Annotated in this window: 13 protein-coding genes; 1 reads left to right on the forward strand and 12 read right to left on the reverse strand. The window is 53.8% G+C overall.

Annotated elements, in window-relative coordinates:
• Positions 1-102 precede the first annotated feature (102 nt).
• The 5 genes from BN1139_RS15735 to BN1139_RS15755 all read right to left on the reverse strand — a co-directional run bounded on the left by BN1139_RS15735 (position 103) and on the right by BN1139_RS15755 (position 4,992).
• On the reverse strand, positions 103-1,305 hold the full coding sequence (locus BN1139_RS15735) for a polysaccharide transporter (protein ID WP_005352840.1): 1,203 nt from the start codon (positions 1,303-1,305) through the stop codon (positions 103-105).
• Positions 1,306-1,320: 15 nt separating this feature from the next.
• Complete coding sequence (locus BN1139_RS15740) at positions 1,321-1,971, reverse strand: ABC transporter ATP-binding protein (protein WP_005352844.1); 651 nt, start codon at positions 1,969-1,971, stop codon at positions 1,321-1,323.
• A gap of 11 nt (positions 1,972-1,982) precedes the next feature.
• Positions 1,983-2,783, reverse strand: coding sequence for an ABC transporter permease (locus BN1139_RS15745; protein ID WP_005352848.1), 801 nt, complete (start codon positions 2,781-2,783; stop codon positions 1,983-1,985).
• A 65-nt stretch (positions 2,784-2,848) separates the two neighbouring features.
• Positions 2,849-4,600: a polysaccharide biosynthesis/export family protein gene (locus tag BN1139_RS15750; protein ID WP_013723629.1), complete on the reverse strand. Its 1,752-nt coding sequence runs from the start codon at positions 4,598-4,600 to the stop codon at positions 2,849-2,851.
• A 20-nt stretch (positions 4,601-4,620) separates the two neighbouring features.
• Positions 4,621-4,992 carry a hypothetical protein gene (locus BN1139_RS15755; protein ID WP_005352866.1) on the reverse strand — a complete coding sequence of 124 codons (372 nt, stop codon included), beginning with the start codon at positions 4,990-4,992 and terminating at the stop codon, positions 4,621-4,623.
• A 1,066-nt stretch (positions 4,993-6,058) separates the two neighbouring features.
• Between BN1139_RS15755 and BN1139_RS15760 the strand changes: the two genes are divergently transcribed.
• Positions 6,059-6,583: an acyloxyacyl hydrolase gene (locus BN1139_RS15760; RefSeq protein ID WP_005352869.1), complete on the forward strand. Its 525-nt coding sequence runs from the start codon at positions 6,059-6,061 to the stop codon at positions 6,581-6,583.
• 101 nt (positions 6,584-6,684) lie between these two features.
• On the opposite strand, the gene dcuC is transcribed toward BN1139_RS15760, so the two are convergent.
• The 7 genes from dcuC to hppD all read right to left on the reverse strand — a co-directional run bounded on the left by dcuC (position 6,685) and on the right by hppD (position 15,807).
• A complete protein-coding gene (dcuC, locus tag BN1139_RS15765; RefSeq protein WP_005352872.1) occupies positions 6,685-8,058 on the reverse strand; it encodes a C4-dicarboxylate transporter DcuC in 1,374 nt (457 codons plus the stop codon).
• Positions 8,059-8,067: 9 nt separating this feature from the next.
• Entirely contained in the window at positions 8,068-9,306 is a 1,239-nt protein-coding gene (gene pepT, locus BN1139_RS15770; protein WP_005352874.1) for a peptidase T, read from the reverse strand.
• A gap of 484 nt (positions 9,307-9,790) precedes the next feature.
• Positions 9,791-11,287: a C69 family dipeptidase gene (locus BN1139_RS15775; protein ID WP_005352877.1), complete on the reverse strand. Its 1,497-nt coding sequence runs from the start codon at positions 11,285-11,287 to the stop codon at positions 9,791-9,793.
• 457 nt (positions 11,288-11,744) lie between these two features.
• Positions 11,745-12,380, reverse strand: a complete 636-nt coding sequence (gene maiA / locus BN1139_RS15780; RefSeq protein ID WP_005352879.1) for a maleylacetoacetate isomerase — start codon at positions 12,378-12,380, stop codon at positions 11,745-11,747.
• Positions 12,381-12,520: 140 nt separating this feature from the next.
• Positions 12,521-13,516 carry a fumarylacetoacetate hydrolase family protein gene (locus tag BN1139_RS15785; RefSeq protein ID WP_005352883.1) on the reverse strand — a complete coding sequence of 332 codons (996 nt, stop codon included), beginning with the start codon at positions 13,514-13,516 and terminating at the stop codon, positions 12,521-12,523.
• 10 nt (positions 13,517-13,526) lie between these two features.
• Positions 13,527-14,678, reverse strand: a complete 1,152-nt coding sequence (locus BN1139_RS15790) for a homogentisate 1,2-dioxygenase (RefSeq protein ID WP_005352886.1) — start codon at positions 14,676-14,678, stop codon at positions 13,527-13,529.
• Positions 14,671-15,807, reverse strand: coding sequence for a 4-hydroxyphenylpyruvate dioxygenase (gene hppD, locus BN1139_RS15795; protein ID WP_005352890.1), 1,137 nt, complete (start codon positions 15,805-15,807; stop codon positions 14,671-14,673). Before hppD ends, BN1139_RS15790 begins: the two co-directional genes overlap by 8 nt.
• Positions 15,808-15,998 lie beyond the last annotated feature (191 nt).

A 15,998-nucleotide genomic window follows, 5' to 3' on the forward strand; every position in this document is an offset into this window, starting at 1 on the left:
TAAACAAAAAGTTAATTATGGTATAATTATTTGTTTTTAACAAAAATATACTCCCCTACCCTTTGTAAAATTAAATGGATACGAAGTTTATATTTAAAAATATCAATCTTGATGTTCACGTAAAGTCGCCAGTGCCATCACGATCAATCCATAGAAGAGACAAAGCAGTACGCCCACGGTAGCAAGGTTATAGAGGCGACGCGGATATTCGGCGTCTTCCGCCAGAGTAGGCTGAGTAATCACCAACAGATGCTTCAATTTGCGATACGCTTCAACCCTGGCCTGCTCCAGGCTGATAAGACCGGTTTTGTAGAGGTCTGCCGCCAAGCTTGCCTGGGTTTGCACATCCAGATAGCCAGCGGTGATTTCATTCATGGCGTCCTTGTCCTGGCCGGTCAGCTTGGCACGTTCCTGCTCAAGTTGCCTGGTCAAGGCATCAACCCGGCTCTGGACCGAGATAACGGTGGGAGCGGAATCCTTCATATAGCTGCGCAGTTGTTTCAGTTCCGCCTGTTGGCGCACCAGTTCGCCTTCAATCTGGCTGACCACTCCTAATCGTGCGCTACTGGTCGACTCTGGGCTGATAAGTTGATGGCTGTTTTGAAAAGCCAGCACCTTGGCTTTTTCGTCTTGCAGCCGTTGATAAGCCCGATCGACTTCCTTTTCGACAAAAGCCAGCTGATCAAACGCAACCTGGTGGCCCAGCTTGTTGATAAAACGTTCCGACTCTTTAAGCATTAATCCCACAACCTGCTGACCGTATTGGGGATCAAATGTCTGTAACTCAACGGTAAGCACACCAGAAAGTTCATCAAGATGTAGCGTCAAATGTTTGCGGTAATACTCGATAAAATCTTCTCGACTGACATTATCAGATAAGCGTGAAAAATAATCTGCCGAACTACTTTGATAGTGTGATTTGAGGGACAGCTCTTTATCCAGCTTGGCTAGCATATCCCATGATTTTAAATAGTCTTGAATTAACAGCACATCTTGATGATTGCTACCTCCAATACCCAGCATGGACAAAGCATCGGGTAACATCTTGATTTGATCAGCTTGCTTGATGATCAACTCGGCACGACTGACATAGCGATCAGATGCCATAAAACCGAAGTAAACTGTCGCGATTGAAAAACAGAGTACCACCCACAAAAAACTACCTAATTTGAGACTTGTTTGCCAAGAGCGATGCGCAATTTGATAACCACTAGAATCGATAAAAAAACGTTTTGGCTCATTGCTGAGCTTTCTTAGTTTTCGCACAAAACGAGATGGTTTTTCTGATCTGATAGGTTGAGTCATTCTTTATTATACCTATTAAAGATTCTGATAAATTCGAATAGCATCCTCGATATCATCAAATATCTCCAGTCTACTATTACGGAGTAAAATCCCCATATCGCATTGCTGACGCAAATTCTTCATATCGTGCGACACCATGATCAAACTAGCTGTCTGACGTTTCTGATCAAATGTCTCTATACATTTTTTCTTGAACCTAGCATCACCAACTGACATGATTTCATCCGTCAGATAAACATCAAAATCAAAGGCCATACTAACAGCAAAAGAAAACTTTGATCTCATACCACTCGAGTATGATTTTATTGGCAGTTCGAAATGCTGGCCTATTTCAGAAAACTCCTTCACCCATTCTTCAACTTCTTGAGTATCTCGGACGCCATGAATACGGCATACGAATCGCGTATTTTCTCGCCCTGTCATACTACCTTGAAATCCACCACCAAGAGCTAGTGGCCAGGATACACGACATTGACGAATCACTTTACCTTGATTAGGCATGTCCATGCCACCAAGTAAACGTAATAATGTTGACTTTCCTGCCCCATTAATACCTAAAATGCCAATGTTGCGATTCCTTGGTAATTCAGCACTAACTTCTCGCAAAACATAATTTCGGCCGAACTTCGTCGGATAGTATTTTGAAACATTATCCAGAATGATCATACACTCTCATTTTAACTAGCAATCAAGCGACGGTGGCTCAGCCGATAACAACTCATAGCAAATGTCAGTAGTAGTAATGTCACACCTGATAAATATTCCCAACTTACGTTTGGGCTACTATAACCTGCTATCCATCCACTTCGGATTAGTTCTAGGGCATGAACCAATGGATTCCACAAAAACAAATGCTGATACTGTGCAGGGATACTAATCAATGGGTACATCACACAAGAGATAAACATTAATGGCATCATCAATAGATCTAGGAATTTATTTGCCTCTTGAAATAGATTGCAAATAACACTAAACAAAATACCAAGGGAAAAGGAGAAGGTCATTAGCAAGAAATAGATAAGAATAACAAGCAGAGGATCATTTGGAATTGCATCAAAACCAAACCACAGTAATCCCAATACCAAAATGATACCAACCACCACACCCACTATCACCTCAAGCACGAAGCGGGCAATAAACGTCGCAAAAGGAGTTACTTGACGATAACAGAATAGTCCCATATTAGAACTGACCGCAGACTGCAACTTGCTCACCACATTCTTGAAAAATAGAAAAGGCAAGTAGCCGGCGGTGATAAAAAGAGGAGCGGGCGCACCACCAAAGCCTCCGTGACCTCGAAGACCAAAAATCAGGCTGAAGGCGGCGAGCATCAAAAGCGGATCAAGCAGAGCCCAGGCATAACCCAGTCGGTAACTACCAAAACGGGTTTTAAGCTCACGAATAAGCAGGCCAAAGACAACATCTCTCAACACCTGCAGGGATGTGCGCGGCGTTTGATTAAGTATCGGTTTATTCATTATTTCGCTTTACCCATAGCAGACTCGCCAATTGGCGAGTCTGCTTTTTTACAGCAAGAAGCGGCTTACTTGATTGCTACGTTAGCAGCCACGGCGATCTGATAGATGATTTGAGTAATATCTTTGACCGATTGCATGGTTTTGTTATCGACCTTGGGCAGCACCAGGATCTGATCTCCCGGCTGAACACTCCCCTGACCTTTAAACTCAACCAACCCGTTGGCATGAACCACAGCGATCCGCTTGTCATTGGCTCGTTCAGTGAATCCACCGGCCCATGCCACATAGTCATCAAGGTTGGCTTTCTCGTTGTAGACCACGGCCTGTGGCATCAAGACTTCCCCTCCGACCTGAATCAAATCAGTTCTGTTAGGTATGACAATTTGGTCACCCTGTTCCAACTGAATGTTCGCGATAATCCCTTTATCTGCGACCACTACTTTGCCAAGAGGCTGGATTTTTCTTGCTTTCTCAACGAAGCGCATCACCAGTTCAGCCTCTTTGGCACGAATCGTGGCTTCCCCATCCGAACTTGCAGGAGCGGTGAACACACTGCGTTCCAGTCGATTGAGCGACTCATCCAACATCTCTTTTTGCCGCGCCGCTACACTCTTGCGCATCAGATAGATAGATTGGTAATCGGCAAGCTGAGGATCAATAGGGATGTGGTTGAGCAGGTCGTGCAACTTGGTCTGCTTGCGCACGGTAAAGTAAGAGGGACCCATATAGCTGCCCGAGACCTGCACATCATATACCTGTGCATGCATGTCATCGTTAAACAGCACTTTGTCACCATCTTTGAGCTGGATATTGGCAAAGTCTTTATATGGCAGATAGACAGAGAAGGGGCCATTGGCACGATCGCCAATCACACCAACGTGACTTACTTTGGCCAACGGCAGCGCATAGTTGATGAGTTCCGCCCCCAGGGTGTTGCGCTGGGTCAATTCAAATCGGAATGGATTACGGACCTTGCCCGCCACATTGATCATCGGACCTTGCGGTTCAACCAAAATCACGTCCTGATCCTTGAAGGAGAGAATGGGCATTTTGCCCTGGCGCATAAATTCATAGAGGTCGACCTGCTGGATCACCCGATTCTGACGCAGCACCTTGATCTGGCGGTAGCTGCCCCGCTCGGAGTCAATCCCGCCAGCTCGTTTGAGGAAATAGAGCACGCTGTCTGACGATTGACCGGCATATTGACCAGGACGGATGACTGGGCCGGTGACATAAACACTAACAGGGGTCGTGGTAAGCAAATTGACGTAAACATTGACATTGTTGGTGAATACATCACCAATGCGGCTGGTTACCAGCCCGTTAACCTGACTGGCTGGCACATTCTTGACATTGATGGGGCCCACATCAGGGATGAAGATATTACCCTGATTATCCACCGTCACCACATTGGAAAAATTAACTGCTCCCCAAATCCAGATATTGAGTTTGTCGCCAGCGGCAATCAGGTAATTGTCATTCAAGCCATCACTGCGCTCGGTTTCATAACCACCGGCAAACAGGTTGGCACCGTAAGGAGGAGGCAATCCAGATTCTGCTTGCGGCAACAATTTGCGTACATCAGCTTCCCCTGGCAACAACATTCCTTGCCGGTTCTGTTGGGCAAAGGTGCCGGTGGTCGAGTCGGTATTGGCTTGGCCACCTGGTGCAGAATGCAACCCTTTGTTGTTTGCCAGTTGATAGCCAAATGTCTGACCATCTGATTGGGCCAGATTGGGGGCACTGGCAGAGAGTACGGGGAAAGATGCAGTGATCAACCACAACATCAAACTCAAACGGCTACTTTTAATCTTCAAAACCTAACCCTTTCGCGTTGTTACCTGGCAAACAGATTGCCCAAAGATGCCTGATCCAATTGAGGAACCTGGTACCACTGCTCAGCACTCTTGCAAGCTGCACTGCGTTGCTGGTGCCCTTGCTGCTGACTGTAAATCAGCTCGACACACTCACGCCCAAGCGCCGAGACATAACGCTTCCCTAGCGTAAATGTGGTGTCGTGATGGGTGAACGCCGAGCCCTGAGGCAGCGTATTGAGCGCCTGTTGTACAGCGCTTGGCATAACTGGCTGTGCATTCATATCAACCGGGTTAACCAAGGGACGAGATGCCTCGACCTGCTTAGGTTGATATGCGCAGCCACCGAGTGAAATGGCGAAGATGGCCGCCAGGAGCGGAGTGACATTGTTCATGTATCAAGATTTTCCATTAGTTCGTATCGCGAGATGCGCAATAGTGTTCCGTAAATGCTTGGCGGAAGCGAGCTTTTGAGGAAATGAAACAAGACAGGCAGACGCATTTCGCTCCGTTAGACCGAGATGACGCTCTGATTGGCAAGTTGAATTTGCCGCATACGATGCCTGTGTACGGGAGGCTTGGCTTAACTTGCGGCAACGAGCGCGAAGAAAAGCAAAGAGCAAGCAACGAACCCATGGTTTCCATGAAAATATGCATGGCTACCGCACGACAATTGCCACTAAAGTGAATAGACATAGCTACCGCACGGCAATGAAAAATTTCCGGACAAAAAGCAGGCAAATTGAATGAGAAAAATAAAACGGGGGGGTAATAGCGAGCACTGCCGATTAAAAAACCAACAGCATAGATTGCGCAGTAAACATCCAACCCGTGCATTGAGCGCCATTATGTGACGTACATCATGCTTATTTTATTTTTTCGCGAATCGTATCAATCAGCCACGATTGAGTCAAGGCTCAATAATCACCGACCATAGAGACCATCTTGCATAAGAGGTCAAGTAAGCTTTTGTTTTTACATGACTTATGAATCATCAAACTACTAGTAACAATTGAGATTTAATTACGCAAGGATTAATGACGAGAAAACATCCAATTTAGAGAGTTCTTAATTATGCTATGACACCATAACTTTATCTATTTTTGAGAGCTGAGCCTATTGCAAAATAAACCTCAATGATGTATGGGAGCTGTTGCAAGATAGTAACACTCATAGATGCCTTCCAGATATACCAAGTAATCAAATCACTAGTTTAATAAAATTAAACGCATTGATCCGACTTCATCTCCTCACGAAACCAGACTGTTCAAGTAACGAACAAAGCGGGCGCAGCATCCAAAATCCAGCCGAATGGAAAGCACGTGATAGACCATTAATTAGCCAACATGTATTTTTTTAGTTTTCTATCACAAATTGACAAGACTCTTGCCCGTTGTCTATGCCTGATATGTGTTCGATTGAATCAGCAGTGAAACAGGTAGCAATAAGACAGGAGGGGGCATGGACGCTAACACTCTATCAAGGATCTGCCTGCTGACAGCTCTGCTCGCCAGTCCGTCTGCAATGGCAAATGACAATGTCGTGGTACTGCAGCTTGGCAAGGCCTTCAGCAAGGAAAAGCTCGACATTAAAATCGCCGATGCCAAGTTCCACCATATGTTCTGGCGCTGGGGAGACTCAGGCTGTCAATTTGGACTGGGGGTACGTGCCGGGACGCTCAAGGTAGAAGATGAAGAGACCGCCAGACTGGGGGGCGGCGCCCGTATCGAATGCCAATGGGGTAACTGGGTGACATGGCTCCCCGGCGAAATGGTCTGGCTCGATCAGTACCAATTTGGCACTCGCGGCCACGGCTACAAGGATTACGGCGGCCCCTTCCAGTTCGCCCTGGGTATCGGCCTCGGTTACGCCATCACCAAGAATTGGCTGATCGGTTATCAGTATGAGCACATGTCCAACGCCTATATGTATGACAAGAACCCAGGGCTGGACAGCCATACCCTCCATATCGAGTACCGTTTTTAGCTGGACGCCCCCCACTGCAAGCAACATAACGCGATGCAAAAAGCCCTTCACAATGGTGAAGGGCTTTTGGTTATTTCATCTCCTGATAACCGAAGGGGCAGTTACAGATAGAAGCTCCCCACGATCAGGGTATGGAAGACAAAGCCCGCCATCAGCGGCACAGAGGTACGCTTGATCACCGCAAACGGCGTCAGCTTGGCACCGCTGGCGACGGCGATAATCACCCCGGAAACTGGCGACATGGCGCGCCCCATGTGGGAGGCCTGCTGCATCGGCAGGATCATGGCGGCTGTGCTGACCCCCATGCTGGCCGCGATCTGCGGGATCAGCTCGACAAAGGCGAGGAAGGGCGCATTGCCGGAGCCCATGATGATGGCGGCGGCCAGGGTCACCAGCGCGAAGACGATGGCCATGGCAAATGCGGGCAGACCCACATGCTCGGCGCCGACAATCATGATATCGATCACCCCCAGCACCTTGATGCCGTGGGCGAAGATACCCGCCGCCACCAGCAGCCCCACCACGTTGCTGAACGCTGACCCCATGCCATTGAGGAAGTGGCTGAAACCACCGCACACCTGCTTCATGTCACGGGTTCTGGCTGCCTCCACCACCATGCTGATAAACATCGAGATCATCACTATGGTGGTGACGTTGAGCCTGATGTGATCAACAAACAGGGAGGAGAACCCCACCGCCATGATGATGGGCAACATCGGCAAGATGGCATAAAAACCCGGTACACCAACCTCTTTCGCCGACTCATCCACCACTGCGGCCCCCTTATGCTGGTGCCCATCGAGCCGATCGCAGCGCCGCTGCCAGAATACGTGCATCAAGCCCACCACCAGCACGGTCGCCAGCGCAGCGGGGCCCTGATAGGTATAGACATACTCGATCACGTTGTGGCCCATGCCCACCGCATCGGTTGCACGGATGGCGTCGATAGCAGTCGGGGTATAGGCCACCCCGAGGGAAGTAGCAATCACCCCAGCCGACGAGGCCGCAGAGAGGCCAAGCCCTACCATGATGGGGAACAGGGTCGCCATCAACAGTACCGCCAGACCAGTCGCCGAGGGGATCGCCAGTTGCAGCGCGCTGGCCAGCAGATAGGAAAAAAACAGCAACACATAGGGGGAGCGCAATCGGCGCAGCGGACGAATCGCAATGCGCACCACCGCATCGTTGGCCCCGATATGATCCATGTAATGGGCAAAGCCCATCAGCGACATGATCATCAGCCCCAGATCGGCCGCCCGCGAGCTGAAGAGATCCCGCATCACCTCGAAGGGGTCAAACAGGGTAATTCCGGTGCTCTCGACCCCTTTGGGTAGCACACTCCCCCACCCTGCCAGCTGGCTTGCCACCATCAGCACCAGACCGGCGGCAAACAGCACCGGCTCGGCCCGATAGCCTTTGAGGATCAGTCTGGCCACCAGCACGATGACCAGCACTGCAATAACTACCTGAAACATGACGACTCCTTAGCGGCTGAAACGGGCGTGGGTGAGCTTGATTATCTCGATCACCACGGCACTAGCCGCCTCGAGGGAGCTGACCGGCAGGTACTCGTAGATGGAGTGGAAGTTGTGGGCACCGGTGAAGAGGTTCGGGCAAGGCAATCCCTTCTGGGAGAGCACGGCGCCATCATAACCACCGCGCATCGGGATGGGGTTTGGGGTGATCCCAAGGGTCTCGTAGGCGGCCAGGGCCAGTTCGATGGGATAGCGGTTCTCCCCCTGCAAGCTGTTGAAGACATTGCTGTAGCGATCGCTTAAGTGGTAACTCACGCTCTGCTCACCCCACAGGGCCTGACAGCTCTTGCCGAGAGTGTCGAGCAGGGTCATTCGTTGCTGATACCCATCCTGAGTGAAGTCGCGCACATCCAGCTTGAGCACAGTTTGGGCGCTGTTGCCCTGCATCTGCTTGACCCAGTAGTAACCCTCGCGCCCCTCGGTATATTCGGGCGCTTCGCCCCCCGGCAGCATGGCGATAAACTTGTGCGCCATCAGCAGCGAGTTCTTCAGCTTGCCCTTGGCCGACATGGGGTGGGCCGAGGCACCGTGAAAGACAAACTCCGCGTCCCCCGCATTCCAGTTCTCATAGACCAGCTCACCAATCCCGCAGCAGTCGAGGGTATAGGCGAAGTCAGCGCCAAAACGTTCGGTATCGAACGCCTTGGCCCCGCGCAATCCCTGCTCCTCGTCAGGTACCAGACCAATTTTGATGGTGCCGTGGGGGATCTCCGGATGTGCCTGCAGATAGGCAACCGCATTGACGATGGCGGCGATGGCCGCCTTGTCATCGGCCCCCAGCAGGCTGGTGCCGTCGGTCACGATGATCCGATCACCGACATAGTTGGCCAGCTCGGGGAACTCGCTCAGACGCAGGGTGATCTGCTGGTCGGCATTGAGGCAGATATCGCCCCCTTTATAGGCCACTACTTGGGCATGGGTATCGTTGGTGTGTTCAGCACTGGTATCGAGATGAGCAAAGAAGGCCACGGTGGGCAGATCCCCCGCCACATTGGCAGGAAGTGTGGCGGTCAGGATGGCGTTATCCGCCACCTCCACGGTCAACCCCAGGGCGATCAGCTCCTGCGCCACCTTGTCAGCCAGCACCCGCTGCCCCGGGGAGGAGGGCATTACCCCGGCGGCGCCCGCTTCACGATTGGTGGTGGTATTGATGGCGGTGTATCCCAAAAATCTGTCGACAATATGCATTGCGGTAGTCCTGTGAGTAGTGACGGATATGATGCCGTGACGAGATCCGGCGGCGCGGTCGCCTTATTCAGAAAGCAGCCGCCTTTTTCTGCAAACAGCCGTCTGATGAAGCGATAACGCCTTGGATTAACGAGAAAAAATGAGATGGATAAAGAGAGTGCCCATCACAGTCGAATCAATGGGTAGTGATAAATAACACAGAAAAGCTGCATAAAAGCCATCAGATAACCAAAAGTGGGTAGCTGATCACATGCCTGATATGCTGAAAGGCGAAATAAAAACCTGAATGAAAGTCTCTGCTTTCGTATCGGGTAGCGAAATCCACTACCCGGGCCAGACACATTGGCGGGATGTCATAAAGGAAAAATGCCAGAGCACAGGCTCCGGCATCGATAGTGGGAAAGTGATCAGATAAACCGATCTGCCCGGCGACCGCTCAGGCTGACCGTCGAGCCCCCTCTTTGGCATGATGAGTGCGTCGCGGTTAATCCTTTTTCGCCTTGTTGGCGAAGAAGATATCGGCCTGAATATCCTGGGTGCGCACTGTAAAGATCTGGTTGGTGAGATCTTCAGTCAGCGTTTCGGCCTCCTGCATCACCCGCAAATTGAAGTCGTTGAGCATGCTGTTGGCGGCAACCTTGTCGGTTTTGACCGTTTTCAGATAGTTGGCTTCCATCTCTTTCTGCTCTTTGGCGATCTTCGCCTCCCAACTCTGGTAAGCCTGCTTCACCATGGGGGCCAATTTGGGGTAATCGGTCATTATCAGGGTCTGCAGCTTGCGATATTTCCAGTAGATGGAGTCGCTGTCGGCCTTGTCGCTGCCCATGGCATAGTGCGCCGGATAGGCTTCCAGACCGCTGTAGTAGGGAACGAAGGCGGTCAGATCCGCCATGCCGAGGCCCACATAGGTCACCTCCCCCACCTCACGCGGCATCCAGGGGCGTACCTGCATCACGTGGGACTCGTAGGTGCGGAACACACTGACAGGGCGCCACGGCTCCTGACCGTTCAACCCCTTGCTGTAGGGATCGTGTTCGGTGCCGTCATAGTGATTGCGCAGCACCGCCTTGACCTCCTCCAGCGTCATCTTCTTCTCGGGGGAGAGGGTGACCGGGAACTGGCGACCAGCATCCACCGCCTGCTTGAGCGAGGGGTTGAACATCTGCTGGATGGTCCAGACTCGCGGATCGTTATAGGTGCGGTCCCGCTCGTCATCGCGGGTATAGGCTTTCGAGAAGTTGAACGCCCCCTCCTTTTGCGGATGGTAGAGCCCCTTCTCGGTGGCAAATTCAATCAGATTTTTCGAGCCCATCATGTCGGCACTGGCCGGATCGTACTGCTGCAGGCGGCCCTGATTGCCGGTGGCAAAGTAGTGATTTTTCGGCAAGCGCTGCGCCATCCAGTGGTGGCCGGTGGCAGTCTCCAGATACCAGAGCTCGTTATCATCCACCACGGCGACGCCAAATCCCTCTCCCGCACCTATGGTCTCGATGATGTTGCCCAGCAGGGCGACCGCCTCGCGGGCCGATGTGGACCCGGAGAGCAGCACATCGGGAATATCATCCTCGGTGATCCCCTTTTCTTCCACATAGGGGTCGAAGGCAAGCGCTTCGGGTGAGGCAAAAATGGACTCGGTGCCGCTCACTCCTACTCCCTTCTCATTGAACCCGGTGGCGCCGTGCAGCTGGGTCTTCCAGTTCGGTACCGTGGTATAGCGCAGGGAGTTTTTCGGCAAGGGATAGCGGAAATCATTAGCACCGTTGTGAGCCTTGGAGCTGTGCATACCGCTCTGCCCCTGCTTGGCCGGATGGATCACGAAATGCTGGGCTTTCAGGGCATCGCTGTCGGCGCTGCGGGCCACCATCATGGAGCCATCGGCGCTGGCTTCACTGCCGACCAGCAAGGTGGTACAGGCGAACGCCGACGAGAAGAGAGCAAGGTTGATGGAGAGTGCGACGACGCACTTTTTGAAGGAATGCATGAGATCTCCTTGTTGCACAGAGTGGTTGCAAATAAGCGGTGGCGCGCCAGTCAACCTTCCGCTGTCACAGGGATCTGCGCGGTGACACGGGCCGGACAGTGCGGGCCATCAAACCGTAAACACGAAAAAGAGCAGTGCGGATAAACCGTGGAAACCAGGGAGGTAGCCAAGGCCCCCTGATAGGCGACCTGTGCGCATTTCTGCTTTCCGCTGTTCCACTGGCGTGGCGATACTAGGCCCAATCAACTGACTTGAGTGTGACTGGCAGCCCAAAACACCAACAATAAAGACTCAATCGATGCAAAATATTGATAAGTGTGACAAGTGCAGGATCCTTGGCGACATTCAGCCGTCAACACGAGGCACGCAAGGCGCATACAGAAGGGAAATAAAGAGATGAGGAGATATAACGCGCGGGATGGCGTGCTGACGCCATCCCGCGATTCAAGTCAGTAGGTCACTGCGCATCCGGCTGGTTGGCAGGGGCCGCCTTGATAAAGGCTTGCAACTGTTCGCAGTTGGCGACGATGCGGCGGATGGTGGGGTAATCGTCCAGGGTCATGTCGTAGCGGCGGGCGTTGTAGACCTGAGGCACCAGCATGCAGTCAGCCAGGGTCACTTCGTTGCCGACGCAGTAGACACCGGCGGTAGTCATCAACAGCTGTTCGAGGGCAGTGAAGGTCTCGTCAATCCAGTAGCGATACCAGCGGGCCTCCTGCTCGTTGTTGGCCCTGAAGTGCTCTTCCAGATAGTTGAGTACCCGCAGATTGTTGAGCGGGTGGATATCGCAGGCGATCATGTTGACGATCTGGCGCACTCGGGCCCGCGCGTCGGGGGAAGAGGGCATCAGAGAGTAGGCTGGATAGGTCTCGTCAAGGTACTCCATGATGGCGACCGACTGACCGATCTGCACATCGCCATCCACCAAAAACGGCACCAGCCCTTGCGGGTTGATCCGGCGATAGGCCTTCTCGCTCTGCTCGCCTTGCCGCAAATTGATGGGATGCTGCTCGTAGGCGAGCCCCTTGAGCTGCAACACGATCCGCACCCGAAAACTTGCCGACGAACGCCAATAGCCAAACAACTGCAACATAATCTGTCCCTGCATCTTATCTGGGCCCGAAGCCCGGCAGGTGCTCGCCACCTGCCTCCTTGTGTATCCGGCACCGGTTGAGGGCTCGTCGTGATCCGGACATATCCCGAATATCCTTGCCGCCAACCGGCGCTGGTCATCTAACCTCCCTGACCGCTCGCTGGCACCACCTGTTGAGAGATGGTGCCAAACAGGTTTTGGCCAGAGCGATCCTCCATCGCGATCGACACTCTATCACCAAACTGCAAATAGGGGGTTATAGCTTGATCACAATCAAGAATTTCCAGCATGCGGCGCTCGGCGATGCAGGATGAACCGGCGCTGCGATCGTAGTTGGAGACGGTACCCGAGCCGATGATGCAGCCCGCACCAAGGGGACGGGTCTTGGCCGCATGGGCAATCAGCTCGAAGAAGTTGAAAGTCATGTCCACCCCGGCTTCGGGCGCACCGAACAGCGCACCATTGAGGTGAGTCAGAAGCGGCAGATGCACTTTGCCATCGCGCCAGTCATCCCCCAGCTCATCCGGGGTGATGGCCACCGGCGAGAAGGCGCTGGACGGTTTGGACTGGAAGAAGCCAAAGCCCTTGGCAAGCTCGCCCGGAATGAGGTTACGCAGGCTCACATCGTTGACCAGCATCAGCAATTTGACGTGGCTGGCGGCCTCCTGCGCGCTTACCCCCATCGGCACGTCGTCGGTGATGATGGCCACCTCCGACTCGAAATCGATCCCCCACACTTCCGAACCCATGGCAATCGGCCCACGGGGAGCCAAAAAGCTGTCGGAGCCCCCCTGATACATCAGGGGATCGTGCCAGAAACTCTCGGGCATCTCGGCGCCGCGGGCCTTGCGCACCAGCTCCACATGGTTGACGTAGGCGCTGCCATCGGCCCACTGATAGGCGCGCGGCAGCGGAGAGAGGCAAGACGCTTCGTCAAAGGGGAACGCCTCGGCCACACGGCCCTCGTTCAGCTGCTGATAGACAACCTCCAGCCTGGGGGCAACCTCGGCCCACTCATCGAGGGCGGCCTGCAAAGTCGGGGCAATCTCGCTCACCCGTACCGCACGGGTCAGATCCCGGCTCACCACCACCAAAGCGCCATCGCGCTTGCCATTGTTCAATGTTGCCAATTTCATAAGCGATTCCTTATTTGCCGGCAGCCGCGCCCAGGCGCTGCCAGCTGGAGACATACCGGGTGTTCTCGATCCCTTCACACAGGCTACCGACGTTCAGCGCATCGCGGGTGTCTAGCATCACAGCCACCTCGTCGGTGAACTTCTTGGCATAGGCCTGCCCCGCCGCAAACGCCTTGGGATGGGGGCCGTGGGTGAAACCGGCAGGGTGGAAGGTAACCATGCCCCGCTCGATATTGTCCCGGCTGAAGAAGTCCCCGGCGTGGTAGAAGAGCACCTCGTCGTAATCATCATTGCTGTGATAGAAGGGCACCTTGAGGGCGCCGGGATCGCTTTCGATGGGGCGCGGCACGAAGGTACAAATCACGAAGCGGCTCGCCACAAAGGTGGAGTGAGCCGACGGCGGCAGATGGTAGCGATGGCTCATCAGCGGGCGGATATCCCGCCAGTTTAGGCGCACCACGCACAAATCCCCGTGCCACCCTTGTGCATCCAGCGGGTTGAACGGCCAGGTGATGACCGACACCTGATCGTGGCGCTTCACCTGCAACGACCAGGGATTCTCATCCTGCTGGGCTAAAAAGCGTTCATTGATGGCGGGCACATCGAGCGCCGCCGGGTCGAAGATGGCGTGATTGCCCACCAGCCCCTTATCCGGCAGCTGGTAGCTGTCGTTGGTCGCCTCGATCATCAGGATGAACAGGGGCGCCGTCGGCTCGATGCGCCACATGGTGCCGCGGGGGATCACCACGTAGTCGCCATCGCGAAGAGTCAGGTGGCCGTAGTCGCAGAAGAACTCTCCGCTCCCTTCGTGGATAAAGAGCAGCTCGTCACCGTCGGCGTTGCGAACCAGAAACGGCATTGCCTCGGAGAGCCGCCAGATGCGATAGCGGCAGTGGGGGTTGCTGAGAATGTCGGGAGCCACCCAGGGAGAGAGCGAGCTTACCTCCTCCTGCAGGGCATTCAAGTCAAACAGCCGTGGCCGCAGCGGCCCCTCCCAACTGCTCCAGTCGGTGGGGGCATGCTTGTGGTGCATGTGGGTAGCCGGGCCGAAAAAGCCGCTTCGCCCCAGCTCGCGCTCATAGATGGCCTGCTCCGGCAGGTCGGCATGGGCTTGCCGGGAGTGGGTCCCCTCCCGATGGGGGAAGTTAATCCAGTTACGCATCGCTCGCTCCCTCTTTGCGGGCACCCTTCTCATCCTCGCCGCCATCCAGCACGCCGCGGCGGATCTGGTCCAGCTCGATCGATTCAAACAGCGCCTTGAAATTGCCCTCACCAAACCCTTCGTTGCCCTTGCGCTGGATGATCTCGAAGAAGACCGGGCCAATCACGGTATCGGTGAAGATCTGCAGCAGGATGCCGTCCTTGGTGGGGGAGCCGTCGATGAGGATGCGCAGCTCTTTGAGGGCCGCCAGATCCTCCTGATGCCCCTCGACCCGGCTATTCACCTTCTCGTAGTAGGTATCCGGGGTCGGCATAAAGCCGGTACCGCGGCTGCGCAGGGTGCGGATAGTGTGGTAGATATCGCTGGAGGCCATGGCGATGTGCTGGATCCCCTCCCCTTTGTACTGGCGCAGGTACTCCTCAATCTGGGACTTGTCATCCGCCGACTCGTTGATGGGGATGCGGATCTTGCCGCAGGGGGCGGTCATGGCGCGTGAGTGCAGCCCGGTCAGCTTGCCCTCGATATCGAAGTAGCGAATTTCGCGAAAGTTGCCGATCCGCTCATAGAAGTTGGACCAGACATCCATATTGCCGCGATGCACGTTATGGGTCAGGTGATCGATCTCCATAAGACCGGCATCCACCTCCGCCATCCGGGCCTGCCAGTCGGGGTAGAAGACAAAATCCACATCATAGATGGAGCCCTTGTCGCCATAGCGGTCGACAAAGGAGAGAGTGCTCTCGCCGATACCGTAGATGGCGGGAATATTGAGCTCCATCGGGCCAATCTTGCCGACAAAAGGCTTGGCCCCCTTGGCGATGGCGTACTGCTGGGCTTTACCCGCATCGCTCACCCGAAATGCCATGCCGCAAACGCTCGGTCCGTGCAGGCTGGCAAACTGCTCCGCCTGGGAGTGGGGCTCGGCATTGACCACAAAGTTGATATCCCCCTGCCGGTAGAGCCAGCACTGTTTGTGTTTGTGCTTGGCGACCTCGGCAAACCCGAGCGAAACAAACAGGCTCTTGAGAGCGGCAATCCCCTTGGCATCGGGGGCCGTGTACTCGACAAACTCGAAACCGTCAGTGCCTAACGGATTGATGGTGTGGGTGGCGGAAGAGGTGGCATTCATCGGGCGCTCCTTGCTCTTGATTCGGTTAAAACGGATTGCAGCACCCCGCGGTGCGGCAAGTGTTAACAACTTGTTTCATTAGAAGCAGGGCGTAGCAGGAAGAGAAGAGGCGGGTTGCAGATTGTTTTTCGCAGCTGGCAGCAAAAGATGTAAATGGATTGTGACATTCAAGCCACAGCCTTGCGGATCAA

The sequence above is a fragment of the Aeromonas veronii bv. veronii genome, assembly GCF_000820225.1.
Lineage (GTDB): Bacteria > Pseudomonadota > Gammaproteobacteria > Enterobacterales > Aeromonadaceae > Aeromonas > Aeromonas veronii.

Coding starts and splice junctions, on each gene's coding strand:
- BN1139_RS15735 (WP_005352840.1), bottom strand. CDS start 1,305: ATGACTCAACCTATCAGATCAGAAAAACCATCTCGTTTTGTGCGAAAA.
- BN1139_RS15745 (WP_005352848.1), bottom strand. CDS start 2,783: ATGAATAAACCGATACTTAATCAAACGCCGCGCACATCCCTGCAGGTG.
- BN1139_RS15755 (WP_005352866.1), bottom strand. CDS start 4,992: ATGAACAATGTCACTCCGCTCCTGGCGGCCATCTTCGCCATTTCACTC.
- maiA (WP_005352879.1), bottom strand. CDS start 12,380: ATGTTGCAGTTGTTTGGCTATTGGCGTTCGTCGGCAAGTTTTCGGGTG.
- BN1139_RS15785 (WP_005352883.1), bottom strand. CDS start 13,516: ATGAAATTGGCAACATTGAACAATGGCAAGCGCGATGGCGCTTTGGTG.
- BN1139_RS15790 (WP_005352886.1), bottom strand. CDS start 14,678: ATGCGTAACTGGATTAACTTCCCCCATCGGGAGGGGACCCACTCCCGG.
- BN1139_RS15740 (WP_005352844.1), bottom strand. CDS start 1,971: ATGATCATTCTGGATAATGTTTCAAAATACTATCCGACGAAGTTCGGC.
- pepT (WP_005352874.1), bottom strand. CDS start 9,306: ATGCATATTGTCGACAGATTTTTGGGATACACCGCCATCAATACCACC.
- dcuC (WP_005352872.1), bottom strand. CDS start 8,058: ATGTTTCAGGTAGTTATTGCAGTGCTGGTCATCGTGCTGGTGGCCAGA.
- BN1139_RS15775 (WP_005352877.1), bottom strand. CDS start 11,287: ATGCATTCCTTCAAAAAGTGCGTCGTCGCACTCTCCATCAACCTTGCT.
- hppD (WP_005352890.1), bottom strand. CDS start 15,807: ATGAATGCCACCTCTTCCGCCACCCACACCATCAATCCGTTAGGCACT.
- BN1139_RS15760 (WP_005352869.1), top strand. CDS start 6,059: ATGGACGCTAACACTCTATCAAGGATCTGCCTGCTGACAGCTCTGCTC.